We start from the raw sequence: 16645 nt of genomic DNA on the forward strand, positions 1-16645 counted from the left end.
CTTGTCCGCCAAACCCGCACCTTCGCGGCGTAAATTTATCTCCAAACGATATCAAGTTTAATCTCACGAAGTCATGTGTATCATAAACTATGAGAAGTTTTCATTCCCCCTAGTGATAGTTTGTACAAGGGAGGCTATGAAGGATATGCAGACATTTGGCAGATCGGTTTTAGTCTGCGAGTTTTACAAGAATTTTAGCGGGCAAACGATAGTCGCAAGCCGCACGCTAAATACTAAATTTATAGGCAAAAAAGAGCAGATGGACGATACTCTTTTTAACGATGAATTTAGAGTTTTTACAGACGACAAGGTCGAAGCAAGATATCTTTTGACGCCTGCGTTTATGAAGTGCTTGAGAGAGTTCAAGATAAAATTTGCAGGAGAGATGGGAGTGAGCGTGGCGTTTATGGATGATAAATTTTATCTATTTTTAAACGGAGCGAAAAACAAATTTGAGACGACGCTCTTTTCGCCGCCGCCGAGCCTTTATGACGTAAAGCAGATAAAAAAGGAAATTTCAGAACTTTTATCTATCATAGACGAGTTAAATTTACGCCTTGAGATTTTTAAGTGATGGCAAATTTGACGGCTGCGGTTTTTGCAGGCAAAGTTAAGGCGAGAATTTATGAATCAGCTAATATGCTAGTCGCTAGCCTTAATCCGTTTTTAGGCTTTTGATGATATAATTTCTCAAAAATAAGACTTTTGCGGTTTGAGGCGAGGTTTAAAAATCAGCAAATTTAATCAGCTTAAATTTAACGCCCCCAAAGCGCAAATACTCTAAAATTTATCAAAAAAGGAGCCAAAATGAAAACGCTAGTAGTTTTATCCCATCCAAATTTCGCCGCCTCTCGCCTAAACAAGGCGCTGGCAAACGCCGCTAAAAGCGCAGGCGCCCAGGTTCGCCACCTAGAGGGACTATATGGCACCGACGCCCTAAAAATCGATGTCGCGGCTGAACAAGAGGCGTTTTTGCGCACGGATCGCATCGTGTTTTTGTTTCCGATGATGGGCTTTAACGTGCCCTCCATGCTAAAGGCATACATCGACTACGTGCTTAGCCGCGGCTTTGCCTACGGCGATGGCGCGAAGATCGCGGGCAAACAGCTACAAATCGCCGTTAGCGCGGGTGGCGGACTGGGCGAATACTCCAAGCACGGCGCGATCAAATTTACCCTAAACGAGATTTTGCTGCCGCTTCAGTGCTGCGCGAACTTTTGCGAGCTCGTTTACGGACGGATTTTCGCTAGCTGCGGCGTGGAGCCGGGCGTGCCAGATAGCGCGATAGAGGCGCATGCAGCGAGATTTACGAAGCTCTTAAACGACGAGCTTGAAGAGCACGAATATCAAATTTAACGAAGCAAAATAGCGCGCTTGCGAGCTTAAATTTGCTTTTCTAGCGGCGATTTTCTGCGCGGAGTCGCCGCTTTTTCAAATTTAACCGCGTAAAATGCCCGCTTTGGTTTGAGCGAGCGGTTCGGCGTGTTTTTGACGCTTTTGCGTTGTAGTTTTTTGGGCGAGTTTTGCTAGGCGGCCCAGACCCGCACCTTTTTGGTGCGTTGCTTTGGGGCGGATGTATTTTACGGCGCGGATTGGTCAAATTTGCGGTATCGCAGAAAAGCTCGCGACCGTATCTTTTGCCGCGAGCGGTGATTTTGGTTTTATGAAATTTTTACGCATTGGGATTTGGCTTTAAATTTTGGTCGTTTTAAAACGGCGCAAATCCTTATAAATTCGGAGTTTTTATGATTTTTGGCAAGATTGATTATCTAAATTTGCTTCCTTTTCACGTATTTTTAAAGCGCTCGCGCCTAAGCTCGCAGGATAAAAAAATCATCGAATTTAAAAAGGGCGTGCCAAGCAAACTAAACCGTGATCTGCGCTGCCGAAGGATCGACGCTGCCGTGGTCTCAAGCATCGAAAGCCGCAAAAAACGCTATAAAAAAGTGAGTCTGGGTATCGTCGCAAAAGGCGACGTCAAAAGCGTACTCGTGCGAAAGGGCACCGCCGCGCGTCCCGACCCCGCGTCTGCGAGCTCAAACGCGCTAGCCGAAGTGCTGGGGCTTGAGGGCGAGGTGCTCATCGGCGACCGCGCGCTAAAGGCGTATCTGCGGGAGGGCGAGGAGACGTTTTTTGATTTGGGGCGGGCGTGGCGCGAGCGGACGGGCTTGCCGTTTGTTTTCGGGCGATTTTCCTGCGTGAAGGGGCGCGGCGCGTATGAGCGGCTGGCGCGCGAGTTTTTGCGAGCAAATATCAAAATCCCAAACTACATCCTCGCCAAATACGCCCAAACCAGAGGCATCAGCGCGGACGATATCAAATGGTATCTCAAATTTATCAGCTACGAAATCGGCGCGAAAGAGCAAAAGGCGTTGCGGATATTTTTCAAAGAAGTGCGAAAAAACGGGAGCACGGCGAAGCTTTTGGCGCGAGACGAGAAGTAAGCTCAAATTTACTCTAACGCGCCGCTTTTTAAATTTGCCTTTTTATCTCGGGCGACTTTCGCAGTCGCCTCAAATGCCGTAGTTTAAAGCCTAACCGCCGCATAGCGCTAAATTTTAATCACTTTAAGCGACGCATTTTTTAGAAGTTAACAATATTTGGTTAAATTTGAAATTTGGCAGGCAAATTTACGGTCGTTCTCGTCAAATTTACCCGCTTAAATTTAAATTTACGCCCGCCGCGAGCTCAAATTGTATTCGGCCGAATTTACCTTTTTACCTTCTCTATATGCCGAGCATTTGCCGCTTGTCTGCCTGTCCTTTTTTATAGCAAATATGGAATTGACTTTAGTTTGCTCGTTTGACCACGTTATAAACAATCTTGCGCTCTAAAAAGTTCTGTCTGGCTCGGCGCGATGTTTTTCTAATTTTCTTAGCCACAACTACGTAGGAATGTTTTTGTTTTGATGTTAGCTCCTAAATTTATCAAGGCATTAAAAGCGTTTATGCCATTTCTCAAGTTGTTTCGTCAAAAGCCTCAATCTCTTCTTTCGTTACGTATTTGCTTAGCTCTTAGCCTGGGATTATTTTGGTATCGGCGGTAACGGTGAAGTGAGTGGGCGAGACGGCTTTTTGTAAATAAAATTTACGAAATAGTAGCCAAAGGGCGGTTAAATTTGAGTGAAATTGGATGGGAAATTTGGAAAATGCGGGAGTAAATTTAGGCGGGTTAAAGAGGCTAAAAAATTGCGCCGAAAACGGACGGGTTTTTCTAGCTAAATTTAAAGCGCAAATTTGACGAGAAAACGGCCGCTCGGGCGACTCGGGCAAGTTAAATTTGCCTGCCGGCACGAGCCTAGCAAGCAAATTTAAGCGCGCAAGCCTCAGTCGTCGAACTCTTGCGAGATGACGGGCGAGAACTCCTCCCAGCGGAGTTTAGTTTTGGCCGTAGGCATCTTGCTTTGAAACGGTTCTTTTTTCATCGAGGCTACCGCAGCGCTGTCTCCGACCGGCGCAGGAGGAGCCTCCACGCCTAGCACCGCGCGCTCAAGCTCGATAAAATCGCGCAAGATAGCTGCGTAAGAGGCGAAAAAGTCCGCGTTTTTGTGAGAGGATAAAAATTTGATAAATTCGTCGATAAATTTATTCGTAACGTCCGTAAATAGCTTGCTGCTGATATCTGCAGCGCCGGCTGCTTCATCGCGCAAAAAAGTCGCCGTCGCTAAAAATATAAATCCGACGTAGTCCTCGCTGTCTTTGCAGACATTCGCGTCTCTGCGGTACGGGCTTAGCTTCAGGCACTCGATCACTCGCAGCCTAGCCGCGCCGTCGTCGCGCCCGTCCTCGTAAAACGAGGCGTTTAGCGGGATGTTGGAGTAAGAAAAGTCAAAAAGCACGTCGTTTTGCTCTCTAGCGAATTTCTCAAAGTCGAATTTTGCCAAATTTGCAAACGCGGCCTCGCTTTGGGGCGTAACTGGACTAGTCGCTAGGTAGGCTAGCTGCTCGCGCCAGCGGTTAAATTTGGTATCTTGCACGTGAAAAAACAGCGGATAGGCCAAAAACTCGTAAAAATACGCGCGCGCTTTAGTTAAGTTATTATCCATTTAAAACCTCTTCTCTCATTTGATCCATTTGCGCTTTTATCATTACTTTGGCTTTGCAGTCCGAGCAGCAGTACAGCGCTTTTATCTTGGCTTTATCGCCGTTAAATCTAGGCTCCATGATCGAGGCGATCTTCTCGACGGCCTTTTTGGTCGCAAACTCCTTGCCGCACTCGATACAGGCGAAAAGCTCGTCTCTGGCTAGCTCGCTAAACGTAAAGAAACTAGGCTCCAGATCGATCTTGCCCGGGCGTAAAAATATCGTGTCTTTTTCCGCGCAGCTAAGCTCGCAGTATCCGCACGCGGTGCAGACGCTCGGGTTAAAGAGGATGGAGTTTGTTTTCTTGTCCGCAACTAGTGCAGCGACGTTGCAGGCTCCCACGCAGCTTAGGCACAGCGTGCAGGTGTCGCGGTTTATTTCGACGCGGCCGTATCTGATGAGCTCGGTGGTGCTAACCGAGCCTAAATTTTGCCCGTCCACAAGCCACTCTAGGCGCTTGGCGAAAATTTCGCGCTTAGGCAGTGCGTACTCGGTGACGGAGTGCTGCGAGCCCTCGATAAATTTAGCCTGAGATAGGGCGCTTTTTAGCTTGTCTTCGTTTGGCGCGACGAGGACGGCTTTTTCGTTAAATTTGAGCTCGTAAATTTGGTTTAAAATATCCACCGCGTCTTTGGTGCCTTTGCCGATATTTTTCTCGTAGATCACGACCTGCGCGCCGCTTTCTTGAAGCAATGTAAGCAGATGCGTCTCGCTCAAAAATCTCTCGCCGCTAATGGCAAAAGGCAGCACGTTTGCGGGTAAATTTACGCTTAGGTTTTCTAAATTTGCCTTTGCGGGTACGACGAGCGCGATCCGGCCGCGGTAGAGTTTGGCTATCTGGGCAAATGAATTTCTTGGCATATCGGAGTAATCAAGCGCGCCGCTAGGGCAGACGCTCACGCAGCCGCCGCAGTTTATGCAGTCGATGTGGGAGAAAACTAGGTGCTTGGTCTCGTCCTCTTTTAGGATCGCGACCGTAGGGCAGGCCTCGACGCATCTGCCGCAGATCTCGTGTCTGCGCTCGTGGTACTGGCAGATCGTGGAGTCGTAGTGGACGTGGCTTTTAAATTTAAATTTCGGGCTTTGCGCGTCTAGCAGCGCGGCGATCTCGTCATCGCTTTTGCCCGCGATCTCGTAGCAGCCGCTTTGTTTTAGCATGTATTCGCGTGCGTTTTCTACGAGGAAAAAGTCGCAGTCCACCTCAAACTCGCCGTCCGGGCGCAGCACTAGCACGCTTAGCTCGCCTGCTGCTCCGTAGATAAATTTGATCTCAAAATGCGTTAGCTCGATGGTTTTAAAGCCTTTTTCCTTTAGCAAATTCGCCAAATTTTCGCGGCCGCCGTTGCTAACGATAACGACGTTTTTGCCGACGGGTTTTTCGTAGTCGATGTCGCGCGCTAGGTCAAAGGCGCTGGCTCTTGCCTCATAAAGCAAAAGCGTGTTTTTAGCCTTATCCAGCACCGAGTCTGCGGTGTTTTTTAGATAAAAATTTATCTCAGGCGCTACGACGCTTGCCTTTAGTTTGGGCGAATTTGAGACGAGATAGTTGCCTTCGCCGTTTATCTCGATCTGCTCGTTTAGTATCAAATTCTCGTCAAAATCGTTGTAAAAACCAAATTCTTTCATGATTTTCTCCCCGCGCTACGCGTTATCAAAATTGAGCGCATTTTAATACTAAAGGCATTAATAGGCTCTGAAATTTTATATTTATTTTTTTTAATAAGATTAGATTTATCCAAATTTATGCTAAAATCGCGCTCGGTAACACAAATTTACTAGGAGCGAATTTGAACGAACTACGAAAACTCCCGCAGATAGATAAATTTATAAAAAATGAGCGATTTTTCGGGCTTGATATTAGCTTGCTGACCAAGGTCGCTAGGGCCGAGCTAGAGAGCCTGCGCGCGCAAATTTTAGGCGGACAAAACTGCCCAGAGTCAGGCGAGATCGTCCAAAATACGCTCGCAAGGTACGAAAAGGCGTCAAATTTGAGTCTGCGAGGCCTAATAAACGCAACCGGCGTCATCATCCATACAAACCTCGGCCGTAGCGCGATCGATCCTGAAATTTTACGCCGAGCTCAGCCTGTTATCACGGGATACTCAAACCTCGAGTACAGCGTCGAAAAGGGCGGCCGCTCAAACCGCTACGACTACGTGGGCGGGCTGCTGGCGGAGCTTTTCGGATTTGAGGACGCCGTCATAGTAAACAACAACGCAAGCGCCGTATTTTTGGTGCTAAATACCTTCTCAAAAGGCGGCGAAGCTATCATCAGCAGAGGCGAGCTAGTCGAGATCGGCGGGAGCTTTCGCGTGCCCGAAGTTATGGCAAACTCGGGTGCGATCCTGCGCGAAGTGGGCACGACGAATAAAACCAATCTGCGCGACTACGAGGACGCGATAAACGAAAACTCAAAGCTGATTCTAAAGGTGCATAGGTCAAATTTCGACATCGTGGGCTTCAGCGAGGAAGTAGCGATGCAGGGTCTTAGCGCGCTAGCAAGAGAGCGAAATCTCATTGATTATTTTGATCTTGGCGGCGGATTTTACGGTGAGCTGCCATACGGTCTAGAGCGCAACGAGCCTAATCTAAAAAATCTAAAAGACGCCTCGCTCGTTAGCTTTAGCGGCGACAAGCTCTTTGGCTCCGTGCAGTGCGGCATAATCCTAGGTAAAAAGGGGCTCATCGCAAAGCTAAAGAAAAATCAGCTGCTAAGAATGCTGCGCGTGGATAAGGTGATCATCTCAATTTTGGCTGAAAGCGTCAAAGCCTACGCAAACCGCGAATTTGAGCTTATCACGACGGTAAAGCAGCTCTATAAAAGCGTGGATGAGCTGGAAAACACGGCAAATTTCATAAACTCACAGCTAAAAACTCCGCTTGAAATCGTGCGCACGACGACCTTCGTAGGCGGCGGCACGATGCCAAACAAACGCATACCTAGCCTCGCGCTGGCCGTCAAAGGAAACGCGAACGAAAACGAGGCTAAATTTAGGAAAAATCTCGTGATCGGCCGCATCGAGGAGGGCAAATTTTTGCTCGATCTTCGCAGCGTGCTGGACGCGGATGTGCAAAATTTGATAGAAAAAATCAACGAAACGGATGAAAAATGAGCTTAATAATAGGAACGGCCGGGCACATTGACCACGGCAAAACGGCGCTGATAAAGGAACTAAACGGCTTTGAGGGCGACAGACTCGAGGAGGAGCAAAAGCGCGGTATCACGATCGATCTTAGCTTTTCAAATTTGAGCAAAAACGGCGAAAATATCGCTTTTATCGACGTGCCGGGACATGAAAATTTGATCAAAACGATGATCAGCGGCGCGTACGGATTTGACGCGTGTCTTTTCGTCGTGGCGGCAAATGACGGACTTATGCCGCAGTCTTTGGAGCATTTGGAAGTTTTAAATATCCTTGGCGTTCGCTCGCTCATCGTCGCACTAACCAAATGCGACCTAGCTAGCGCGGAGCTAATAGAGCAGCGAAAGAGCGAAATTTACGCCGCCGCGCAAAACTACAAAAATCTGCAAATTTTAGAGATTTTCCCGGTTAGCATTAAAGATAGCGCGAGCATTGATGAGCTGCGAAATTATCTTTTCACGCTAAAGGCGGCCAAGCGCGAGCAAGATGGCGTTTTTAGGTATTACATCGACCGCGTTTTTAGCCTAAAAGGTATCGGAAACGTAGTCACGGGCACCGTGATAGAGGGCAGCGTAACGAAAAACGAGAAGCTGTTTAACTATGACGCGGGCAAAGAGGTGCAAGTGCGAAGCGTGCAGAGTCACGATAATTTCGTCGACCGCGCGGGAGTTAGCAGCCGCGTGGCGCTAAATTTGACGGGAATCGAGCTAAACGATCTAAAAAAAGGCCAACTGCTCAGTAAAAAGGGCTTTTTTAGAGGATTTCGCGAGATAGACGCGATCGTTTTCGCCCGAGAGCTAACGCATGGGCAGAGCGTGACGTTTTGCGTCGGCGCAAAGGCCGCACCCGCAAAAGCGCTGATCCTCAGCGAAAAAGACAGCGGGATATTTGCGACATTTAAATTTGAAAGGGATATGTTTTTAAAATTTGACGAGCCGTTCGTGCTCATCGCAAACGGCCGCGTCATAGGCGGCGGCAGAGTGCTAAACGCCGTGAGCGAGCCGATGAAAAAATCAAGCAAAATTTCGTTTTTAAGCTCGCTGCTCAAAAAAGATTTCGTAAGTGCCTTTGCGATGCTAAAAGATACGCATAAAAACGGCTTTGGCATCATATCGGCCTATCAGCGTTTCGGGCTAAATCACGAGGAAGCCGTTGCTATCGCAAAGCAAGCACCAAATGTATTCGTCGATGAAAAGGCGCTAAATATCTATGATCTAAGCGCGGTCGATAGGATAAAAAGCGCGGTAAAATTTATGATAGAAAAAAACGAATTTGCGGTGTTTTCGGCTACGAGCATCAGCCTAAAGCTCTCGTGGGCTAGCGAAAATATCGCTCAAAAGGCGCTTGACGAGCTAGAAAGCGCGGGCATGATCGCTAAAAACGACGGCGTCTACACCAAAACCGGCGTGGATATGAGCAAGCTAAAAATCAGGCTCGAGGAGAAAATTTACGAAATTTTGCAAAGCGGAAATTTGGCTCCCTTGGCGCCCTATAACATCTACGACGAGCTTGAGATAGACCGCGTTAGCGGCGATAATGCGCTAAAAAAGCTAACTGGCATCGGACGCGTGGTGAGGCTCGCGCATAATCTTTTCGTAACGTCAAAAGCCCTAAACGAGGCGCTTGCGAAGCTAAAAGCCATCATCGCCGCGCAAGGATCCGTAAACGTAACGAACGCGAAAGAGGCGCTAAATTTGAGTAGAAAATACGTAATCGCCTATCTAGAGCAGCTTGATCTGGATCCAAATATAGTAAAAAACGGCACGGACAGAGTTTTAAAAGCGTGATTTTTTATCTATTTATAAAAAGCTAATATAATCCGCGCAAATTTTTAAAAAGGAATGAAATGAAAAAAATAGTTTTGTCGCTAATGGCGGCCTGCGCGATGTTTGCTGCGTCAAACGAGCAAGTAGTCGGTTTTTATTCGCAGATGGTCGGCGAGGGCGTGAAAGTAAATGTAACTGAGCGCAAACCGTTAACCGACGGAATCGAAGCGGTCGTGGTAAATTTGAGCAACGGTCAAGTCAGCCAAGACGAGGTTATCTTTACTAAAGGCGACCTACTTTTCCCTGATATCATCGACCTAAAGGCACAAAAAGCCTACCTGCAAGAGATAAAAAAGGAAATAGCGGCGAAAAACATCTCAAAAGTATATAAAAGCGAGCAAAAAGAAAACATCATCACTCTAGGAAACGACTCTAAAAAGCCTACTATCGTGATGTTTTCGGATCCTGAATGCCCATACTGCCGCCTAGAGCTTGAAAAGATCGAATCGACGCTAAAAGAAAGCAACGTAAAGCTAATCTTAACTCCGGTTCACGACGTTTCGTCTTTGCAAAAGAGCTTTTTGATCTATAAAGATGCCGCAAGCGCAAAAACCGATAGCGACAAGATCAAAATTTTACGAAAATATTTCGCGGACGACTATAAGGTAGCAGACGGCGCCGTTAGCGATGCTGACGTTAAAGCGATGGATAATTTAAGACAAAAATACTCTGCCGCCGGCGTTCGCTCCGTGCCTTTCATAGTAAATTTAAGCGACCTTCAAAAATAACATCTAACGCAAATTTGAGCTAAATTTGATAAATTTGGCTCAAAAGCCCTAAATTTTCATAAAATATACTTTTATAACTTGATATGTAGTATTGAAATTTAAGCTAAATTTCAGGTTATCTTAACTATTTATTAAGTTTCATAATTAATCTAATATTTTTACTTCATTTATTCTCAAAATATGCTAAATTTGCACAGTGATATTTTAAAATATGCTAGTGTCCTAAAATACGCGCCTGTAAGGCGCACTACGCCTAGGAAATGTGCAAAATTTGAACAATATCTTTCTAAAAACGTCTCAAAAATTTCAAATTTGAGATTAATAAGGAGAAAACATGCAAGGATCAAGACGAGATTTTCTCAAAAAATCTCTGAAGGTCGGCGCGGTAGGCGGGACTGTATTGGCCGCTGCAGCTATCGCAAAACCGACCAGCGACGAGCTTGCTCCTGACGACAACGGCGTAGTTGTCGGCAAGTCGAGCAAAAAAGAGGTGCTTTACAAAAAAAGCAAAGAGTGGGAATACTACTATAAGATCGCTTACTAAGGGAGAAAACCATGAGTGATTCACGCATAGGAAGACGCTCGTTTTTAAAGCTTGCCGCTCTTGGTGCCGGTAGCACGATGGCATTTGGCGAAAACGAGACGTTTAGAAAGGCAACCAACGAGGAGATAAAAAATCCTTACGAAGGTTCAAAAAAGGTTAGAACGATTTGTTCTATTTGTTCGGCTGGCTGCGGTATAGAAGCCGAGGTAAAAGACGGAGTATGGGTTCGTCAAGATATGGCGATGTTTCACCCGATCTCTCAGGGCTCGCACTGCTCTAAGGGAATCGATCAGATCGACCTTACGAAATCAAAACAACGCATCAAATTTCCGATGAAAAAAGTAAACGGAAAATGGGAGCGCATCAGCTGGGAACAAGCCGTAAACGAAATCGGCGATAAGATGCTACAAATCCGTAAAGAAGACGGTCCTGATAGCGTAGTTTTCCTAGGTTCAGCCAAATTTAACAACGAGCAGAGCTACTATTTCCGTAAATTTGCGGCGTTTTGGGGCACAAACAGCAACGATCACGTAGCACGCATTTGACATAGCGCAACAGTCGCCGGTGTGGCGAATACTTGGGGTTATGGCGCGATGACGAATCACTTCGGAGATATGACGGCAAATTCAAAAGCGATCTTTTGTATCGGTGCGAATTCGGCTGTAGCAAATCCTGTCGGCGGTATGAAGCATATGTTGCAAGCCAAAGATAGAAACAACGCAAAATTAATCGTAGCGGATCCGAATTTTACTAAAACGGCTGCGCACGCGGATCTTTACTTGCGTCAGCGTTCAGGAACGGACGTGGCTCTTATTTATGGACTTATTCACATTATCCTTAAAAACGGCTGGGAAGATAAAGAATTTTTAGAAAACAGAACCTATGGTATCGAAGAGGTTAGAAAAGAGGCTGAACACTGGACTCCTGAGCTTACTTCGGACGTTACCGGCGTACCGGTAGATAGACTCATAGAGGCTGCTAATATAATGGCGCATACGAAACCAGGAACGGTTATCTGGGCTCTAGGTATCACTCAGCACTCGGTAGGAACGTCAAATACCAGAATTTTACCTATCCTTCAACTAATCCTAGGCAATATGGGTAAACCTGGCGGTGGCTGTAATATCATCCGCGGTCACGATAACGTTCAGGGCTCTACCGATATGGGTAACCTTTCAGACACTCTTCCTATGTATTACGGACTAAGCGATGCTTCGTGGAAATACTACTGCAAAGGCTGGGGCGTTGATTACGACGAGTTTATCAAACGATTTGCGGTTTCGACAAAAGAGCCGAAACAGGGTGGCGCTCCGGTAAAAAATACCGTATTTGAAGAGTATTTTTATCACGATCCGCAAAATCCAGAGGATAGAAACTGGAGAAACGAAAAGGGTTGGTCGCTATCAAAATGGTGGCAAGGCGTTCTAAAAGAGGAAAAGACTTTTACTAGCGGTAAACTTCGCGTTCTTTGGGTTCAAGGAACCGGTATCACCTCTATGGCTCACCTTACAAAAATTCAGCAAGCCGTCGACAAACTAGATATGCTAGTGGTTGCGGAGCCATTTGTAAACGAAGTTGCGATCCTTTCAGATAGAAAAGACGGAATTTACGTACTTCCGGTGGCTACTGCGTTTGAAAACGAAGGTCATATAAGCTCGACTAACCGCTCTGGTCAGTGGAGAACAAAAGTCGTTGAGCCGCTTTACGAAAGTAAGGCCGACCACGAGGTCATGTTCTTATTTGCTAAAAAATTCGGCTTTTATGACGAATACGTAAAAGGCATGAAGATGGCGACCGTTAATCACGAGCCAAAACAAGTTAAAGACGACTTCGTATGGCCTGACGACGCTACAAACGAGATAGCTCGCATGGGTAAATCTATCGGCTACACCGGTAGAACAGCCGAAATGTTTAGAAGACATCAGGCTAACTGGCAAAATTTCGACCCTGATACGCTAATGGGTATCGGCGGCGACGTAAAAGGCGAATACTACGGTAAGCCTTGGCCGGCATGGGACGAAAAACACCCTGGTACGCCGATACTTTATGATATGAGCAAGTCTTACGCAGAGGGCGGTTGCGGATTTAGAAATCGTTTCGGCTTAGAGCATAACGGCGTTAGTCAGCTAGCTAGCGAGGATACGACTTTAGTAGGATCGGACGTAAAAGGCGGCTATCCGCAAATTACCAAAGAAAATATCGAAAAAGTCCTAGGCATAACCTTAACCGAAGAAGAGAAAAGACTGATGGGAGCTACTTGGAGCACGGATCACAGCGGACTTATCTTAGAAAAATGCCGCGAAAAAGGCGTAGTGCCGTTTGGTAACGCAAGGGCAAGAATGATCGTTTGGGAATTCCTAGATCCGATCCCTAAACACCGCGAGCCTATCCACTCTCCGCGCTGGGATTTAGTGCAAAAATACCCGACTTTCGACGATCAGGCTAGAAATTTCCGCGTAGAGACTAAATTTAAAACCGAGCAGCAAGCAAAAGACTGGAGTAAGGAATTCCCTATCGTATTTAGCACATTGCGCCTAGTAAATCTAAGCGGCGCTGGTATGATCGAGCGAACGAGTAAATATCTAGCGGCAATCACGCCTGAGATGTTTGCTAACGTCCACCCTGAGCTTGCTCTAAAATACGGTATCCAAGATCGCGATATGATGTGGATCCACTCTCCGCAAGGCACTAAGATCAAGGTTCGCTGCTATCATACTCAGATGGTTACGCCGGATAGAATTTGTATGCCGTATAACTTCGCGGGCGTTATGCAAGGCGTGAGCTTAGAAGACCGCTATCCTGAGGGCACTAAGCCTTATACGATCGGCGAGAGCTTTAATACCGTAACAAACTACGGCTTTGACCCGGTTACTCAAATTTCGGAATTTAACGCCGGACTTTGCAGGATAGAAAAAGCCGACGGAGAGGGCTTTAACACCTTCTTCCACGAATACGGCGAAAATAGAGTCTAAGGAGTAAGAGATGGCAAGAATGAAATTTTTCGTAGATACAAACAGATGTATCAGCTGCTTTGGATGCCAGGTCGCTTGCTCTTCGGCTCACGAGCTCCCGGTGGGGCTCTACCGCCGCAAGGTCATCACGCTAAACGACGGTATAGAGGGCAAGGAAGTATCGACTACGATAGCCTGCCAACACTGCACCGACGCTCCTTGCGAGCAGGTGTGCCCGGTGGATTGTTTTTACATCAGAGCCGACGGTATCGTGCTCCACGATAAAAACAAATGCATCGGCTGCGGATACTGCCTATATGCGTGTCCGTTCGGCGCGCCGCAGTTTCCTAGAGACGGAGCATTCGGCATCAAGGGCGCTATGGATAAGTGCACGATGTGTGCAGGAGGCCCTGAGGAGACGAACTCTCACGAGGAGCTTCATATGTACGGTCAAAACCGCATCTCAGAGGGCAAAGTCCCTATGTGCGCCGCCGTTTGCGCTACGAACGCGCTACTAGTAGGCGATGCCGCAGACGTGTCAAACGTATATCGCAAACGCGTTATGCTAAGACAAGCGGGCACTACTATCTAACTCAAATTCGGGGGCGACTCGCTCCCGAATTTTCTTTCAAATTTTACCTCTTAAATTTACTCAAATTTCAAAGTCGGATCAATCTGATAATCAAAAAATATAGCTTGTTGATAAGATTGATACTTGATATCCGTTTTTATTTTTGCTAAAGTTTTGAAATGGTAAAATAGCCGCATAAAACATATTTTATCGGAGTTTTTTATGAGCAAATTTTTGAAATTTATACTTGCTTTGTTTATCCCCTTTATGCTAAATGCACAGGACGCCGACTATGGCCCCGAGATACAGAGCATAAAAGATTCATTCGTAAGTATCATGCAGCAGTACAAGGACGGCAAGATCGACGAAGCCAAAACCACCACGCAAAACGCGTATTTTGGGCATTTTGAAAATATAGAAGCTGGCATAAGGATAAATTTAGGACAGAAAAAAGCCTATGCGATGGAGAAGCAATTTGGCGATATAAGAAAAGCCATCGTCGCCAAAAAGCCAGTCGAAGAGATACAAGCGATTATGGATAATCTCTCAAAAGAGATGGACGAGGTCTTGCCTATCATAAATTCAGGACACAAGCTTGTAGCCGAATACTCCGACCCAAAAAATGCTGACACTGCCGCAAATACCGCTACCGACGCGAATGCGCCAGCCACCACGCAAACAGCGAGCACAAACATTGAGCCACACTGGCAAGTCGTTTATAATGATATAAAATCAGCCCTTGACGCCGCGTCCGCCGCATACGAAAAGGGTGATAAAGAAGCCGCAAAACAAGCGATAAACAACAAGGCTAAATTTGAGCTTTATCGCAACACCAAGCTCGAAGAGGCCGTGCGTAAATTTGTAGATGGCGGGCAGGGTATAGATGGCGACATCCAAAAAAGAATGGGCTCGGCGATCATCGCGATAAACGGCGACGTCGCAGCTGATGTGTTAAAGTCAAATTTAGAAGAGCTTGATAAGATCATATTGGAAACCGTAGCAAAGCTGCCTGCCGACTCTGGCGTGCTGGCTACAAATGTAACCTTGCCTGATGATGGCGAGGATAGTGGCGCGACAGACTTTACCCAAGTTGTCGCAAATATCAATGCCAAGATCGCAGAAGCGATACAAGACTACAAGGCTGGAAACGTCCAAAAGGCGATCGCTGACGTGCAGGATTTATATTTTGACGAGTTTGAAGGCAGCGGTATGGAAAACAGCGTCGGAGCTCGCGATGTAAATTTAAAAACCGCTATCGAAGGAAGCTTTGGTGCTATCCCGGCTCTGATGAAATCGGGCGCAAGCGTGGATAAGATAGAAGCCGCCGCAGCCACTATGAGCGACCAGCTAAACACGGCTCTGGGCAAAACCAGCACTCCGACTTCGCCTTGGTTTTTATTTATCTCGGCATTTACTATTATCTTGCGCGAGGGCTTTGAGGCTCTCATCATCGTAGCAGCCGTCGTTGCCTACCTAATAAAAACTGGCAATAACGCCAAAATGGGCAACGTCGTATATAGCTCGGTCGGCGTGGCAGTCGTTTTGAGCTTTGTCATGGCGTGGATCATGAACGTCATCTTTGGTCAAGCAGCCGGTCAAAAGCGCGAGCTGATGGAGGGCATCGTCATGCTCATAGCCACAGGGCTACTCTTTTACGTTGGCTTTTGGCTACTATCAAACACAGGTGCGAAAAAATGGAACGAATATATCAAATCTCATGTCAGCGAGTCTTTAAAAAATGAATCGACTGCGGCACTTTGGTGGACGGTATTTTTAGCCGTGTTTAGAGAGGGCGCAGAGACAGTGCTTTTCTACCAGTCGCTTATCTTTGACGCCAAAGACAGTAGTGGCTACTCGGCTATCGGCGCTGGCTTTGTCATCGGTCTTGTGATACTGCTTGTTGTGTATTTTGTGTTTAAGAAATTTTCTATCAAAATTCCCATCAAGCCGTTTTTCATCTTTACATCAGCGATCATTTTTTATATGTCGATCGTCTTTGTCGGCAAGGGCGTGATGGAGCTGGTTGAGGGTAAAATTTTCGTTCCGACTATCATAAACGGACTAGAATTCCCGCAATGGATGGGCGACTGGTTTGGCTTGAAGCCATACTATGAGAGCTTGATACCACAGATTTTGATGATCACGGCTTTGGTCGTTGGTATCGTTATAATGAAAAGAAAGCAAGCCAAAGAGGCTTAAATTTAACTTTCCTATTTTCGCAGGTTTCCGAAAGATGTAAAATCAAATTTGCAAACCAAATTTAAAGGAGAAAGTATGAACAAATTTGTTAAAACAGCTTTGGCATTTAGCCTTGCTGCTTCAGTTGCCGTTGCAGGCGAGTTTCCTATCGGCGATCCGGTAGAGATCAACGGAATGGAGATAGCTGCGGTTTATCTAGAGCCGATTGACATGGAGCCAAAAGGCATCGACCTTGCACCAAGCAAAGCTGACATCCACTTGGAGGCTGACATCCACGCTATCGAAGGCAACAAAAACGGCTTTGGTGCTGGCGAGTGGATACCGTATCTAAAAATCAACTATGAGCTAAAAAACCTTGATAACGGCAAAGTTAAAAAAGGAACATTTATGCCTATGGTTGCAAGCGACGGTCCTCACTACGGCGCTAACCTAAAAATGGACGCCGGCGTGGGCAACTACGAGCTAAAATTTCATATAGAAAATCCTGAAAAACAAGGCTTCGGTCGCCATGCGGACAAAGAAACAGGCGTAGGTAAATGGTTCGAGCCGTTCACTACGACTTATAAATTCCAATATACTGGAGCGCCTGCTAAATAATTCG

General features: G+C 46.5%; 13 protein-coding genes. 11 read left to right on the forward strand and 2 right to left on the reverse strand.

Annotated features, from left to right (window positions below; genetic code table 11):
- Positions 1 to 136 precede the first annotated feature (136 nt).
- The 3 genes from CSUNSWCD_RS00005 (at position 137) to CSUNSWCD_RS00015 (ending at position 2444) form a co-directional block, all read left to right on the forward strand.
- Entirely contained in the window at positions 137 to 574 is a 438-nt protein-coding gene (locus CSUNSWCD_RS00005) for a DUF3137 domain-containing protein (RefSeq protein ID WP_009492279.1), read from the forward strand.
- Between the two features lie 233 nt (positions 575 to 807).
- Positions 808 to 1356 (forward strand): NAD(P)H-dependent oxidoreductase, encoded by a 549-nt coding sequence (locus CSUNSWCD_RS00010; protein WP_009492281.1) that lies wholly within the window; start codon positions 808 to 810, stop codon positions 1354 to 1356.
- Between the two features lie 389 nt (positions 1357 to 1745).
- Positions 1746 to 2444: an MqnA/MqnD/SBP family protein gene (locus CSUNSWCD_RS00015; protein WP_009492287.1), complete on the forward strand. Its 699-nt coding sequence runs from the start codon at positions 1746 to 1748 to the stop codon at positions 2442 to 2444.
- An 881-nt stretch (positions 2445 to 3325) separates the two neighbouring features.
- Here CSUNSWCD_RS00015 and CSUNSWCD_RS00025 read toward each other — a convergent pair.
- Positions 3326 to 4045, reverse strand: coding sequence for a TorD/DmsD family molecular chaperone (locus CSUNSWCD_RS00025; protein WP_009492292.1), 720 nt, complete (start codon positions 4043 to 4045; stop codon positions 3326 to 3328).
- Positions 4038 to 5708 carry a 4Fe-4S binding protein gene (locus CSUNSWCD_RS00030; protein ID WP_009492294.1) on the reverse strand — a complete coding sequence of 557 codons (1671 nt, stop codon included), beginning with the start codon at positions 5706 to 5708 and terminating at the stop codon, positions 4038 to 4040. The genes CSUNSWCD_RS00025 and CSUNSWCD_RS00030 overlap by 8 nt, the downstream gene beginning before the upstream one ends.
- Positions 5709 to 5869: 161 nt before the next feature.
- On the opposite strand from CSUNSWCD_RS00030, the gene selA reads away from it, so the two are divergent.
- From selA to CSUNSWCD_RS00075, 8 genes are all read left to right on the forward strand, one after another.
- Positions 5870 to 7195, forward strand: a complete 1326-nt coding sequence (selA, locus tag CSUNSWCD_RS00035) for an L-seryl-tRNA(Sec) selenium transferase (RefSeq protein WP_009492296.1) — start codon at positions 5870 to 5872, stop codon at positions 7193 to 7195.
- Positions 7192 to 9012 (forward strand): selenocysteine-specific translation elongation factor, encoded by a 1821-nt coding sequence (gene selB / locus CSUNSWCD_RS00040; RefSeq protein ID WP_009492299.1) that lies wholly within the window; start codon positions 7192 to 7194, stop codon positions 9010 to 9012. The genes selA and selB overlap by 4 nt, the downstream gene beginning before the upstream one ends.
- Before the next feature lie 59 nt (positions 9013 to 9071).
- The gene (locus tag CSUNSWCD_RS00045) at positions 9072 to 9779 is read left to right on the forward strand and encodes a thioredoxin fold domain-containing protein (RefSeq protein WP_009492301.1); all 708 of its coding nucleotides are present in this window, start codon (positions 9072 to 9074) and stop codon (positions 9777 to 9779) included.
- 334 nt (positions 9780 to 10113) lie between these two features.
- Positions 10114 to 10323 (forward strand): twin-arginine translocation signal domain-containing protein, encoded by a 210-nt coding sequence (locus tag CSUNSWCD_RS00050; protein WP_002948952.1) that lies wholly within the window; start codon positions 10114 to 10116, stop codon positions 10321 to 10323.
- A gap of 11 nt (positions 10324 to 10334) precedes the next feature.
- Entirely contained in the window at positions 10335 to 13295 is a 2961-nt protein-coding gene (locus tag CSUNSWCD_RS00060) for a formate dehydrogenase subunit alpha (protein WP_277418896.1), read from the forward strand.
- 10 nt (positions 13296 to 13305) lie between these two features.
- A complete protein-coding gene (gene fdh3B, locus CSUNSWCD_RS00065) occupies positions 13306 to 13866 on the forward strand; it encodes a formate dehydrogenase FDH3 subunit beta (protein ID WP_002948963.1) in 561 nt (186 codons plus the stop codon).
- 201 nt (positions 13867 to 14067) lie between these two features.
- Positions 14068 to 16044, forward strand: coding sequence for an FTR1 family iron permease (locus tag CSUNSWCD_RS00070; RefSeq protein ID WP_009492317.1), 1977 nt, complete (start codon positions 14068 to 14070; stop codon positions 16042 to 16044).
- Positions 16045 to 16119: 75 nt separating this feature from the next.
- Complete coding sequence (locus CSUNSWCD_RS00075; RefSeq protein ID WP_009492319.1) at positions 16120 to 16641, forward strand: iron transporter; 522 nt, start codon at positions 16120 to 16122, stop codon at positions 16639 to 16641.
- Positions 16642 to 16645 lie beyond the last annotated feature (4 nt).

It is taken from the genome of Campylobacter showae CSUNSWCD (genome assembly GCF_000313615.1).
Taxonomy (GTDB): Bacteria; Campylobacterota; Campylobacteria; order Campylobacterales; family Campylobacteraceae; genus Campylobacter_A; species Campylobacter_A showae_A.

What these genes read in the sequence shown, in the direction of transcription:
- CSUNSWCD_RS00005 (WP_009492279.1), top strand. Translation starts at nt 137, where the DNA reads ATGAAGGATATGCAGACATTTGGCAGATCGGTTTTAGTCTGCGAGTTT.
- CSUNSWCD_RS00010 (WP_009492281.1), top strand. Translation starts at nt 808, where the DNA reads ATGAAAACGCTAGTAGTTTTATCCCATCCAAATTTCGCCGCCTCTCGC.
- CSUNSWCD_RS00015 (WP_009492287.1), top strand. Translation starts at nt 1,746, where the DNA reads ATGATTTTTGGCAAGATTGATTATCTAAATTTGCTTCCTTTTCACGTA.
- CSUNSWCD_RS00025 (WP_009492292.1), bottom strand. Translation starts at nt 4,045, where the DNA reads ATGGATAATAACTTAACTAAAGCGCGCGCGTATTTTTACGAGTTTTTG.
- CSUNSWCD_RS00030 (WP_009492294.1), bottom strand. Translation starts at nt 5,708, where the DNA reads ATGAAAGAATTTGGTTTTTACAACGATTTTGACGAGAATTTGATACTA.
- selB (WP_009492299.1), top strand. Translation starts at nt 7,192, where the DNA reads ATGAGCTTAATAATAGGAACGGCCGGGCACATTGACCACGGCAAAACG.
- CSUNSWCD_RS00045 (WP_009492301.1), top strand. Translation starts at nt 9,072, where the DNA reads ATGAAAAAAATAGTTTTGTCGCTAATGGCGGCCTGCGCGATGTTTGCT.
- CSUNSWCD_RS00050 (WP_002948952.1), top strand. Translation starts at nt 10,114, where the DNA reads ATGCAAGGATCAAGACGAGATTTTCTCAAAAAATCTCTGAAGGTCGGC.
- fdh3B (WP_002948963.1), top strand. Translation starts at nt 13,306, where the DNA reads ATGGCAAGAATGAAATTTTTCGTAGATACAAACAGATGTATCAGCTGC.
- CSUNSWCD_RS00070 (WP_009492317.1), top strand. Translation starts at nt 14,068, where the DNA reads ATGAGCAAATTTTTGAAATTTATACTTGCTTTGTTTATCCCCTTTATG.
- CSUNSWCD_RS00075 (WP_009492319.1), top strand. Translation starts at nt 16,120, where the DNA reads ATGAACAAATTTGTTAAAACAGCTTTGGCATTTAGCCTTGCTGCTTCA.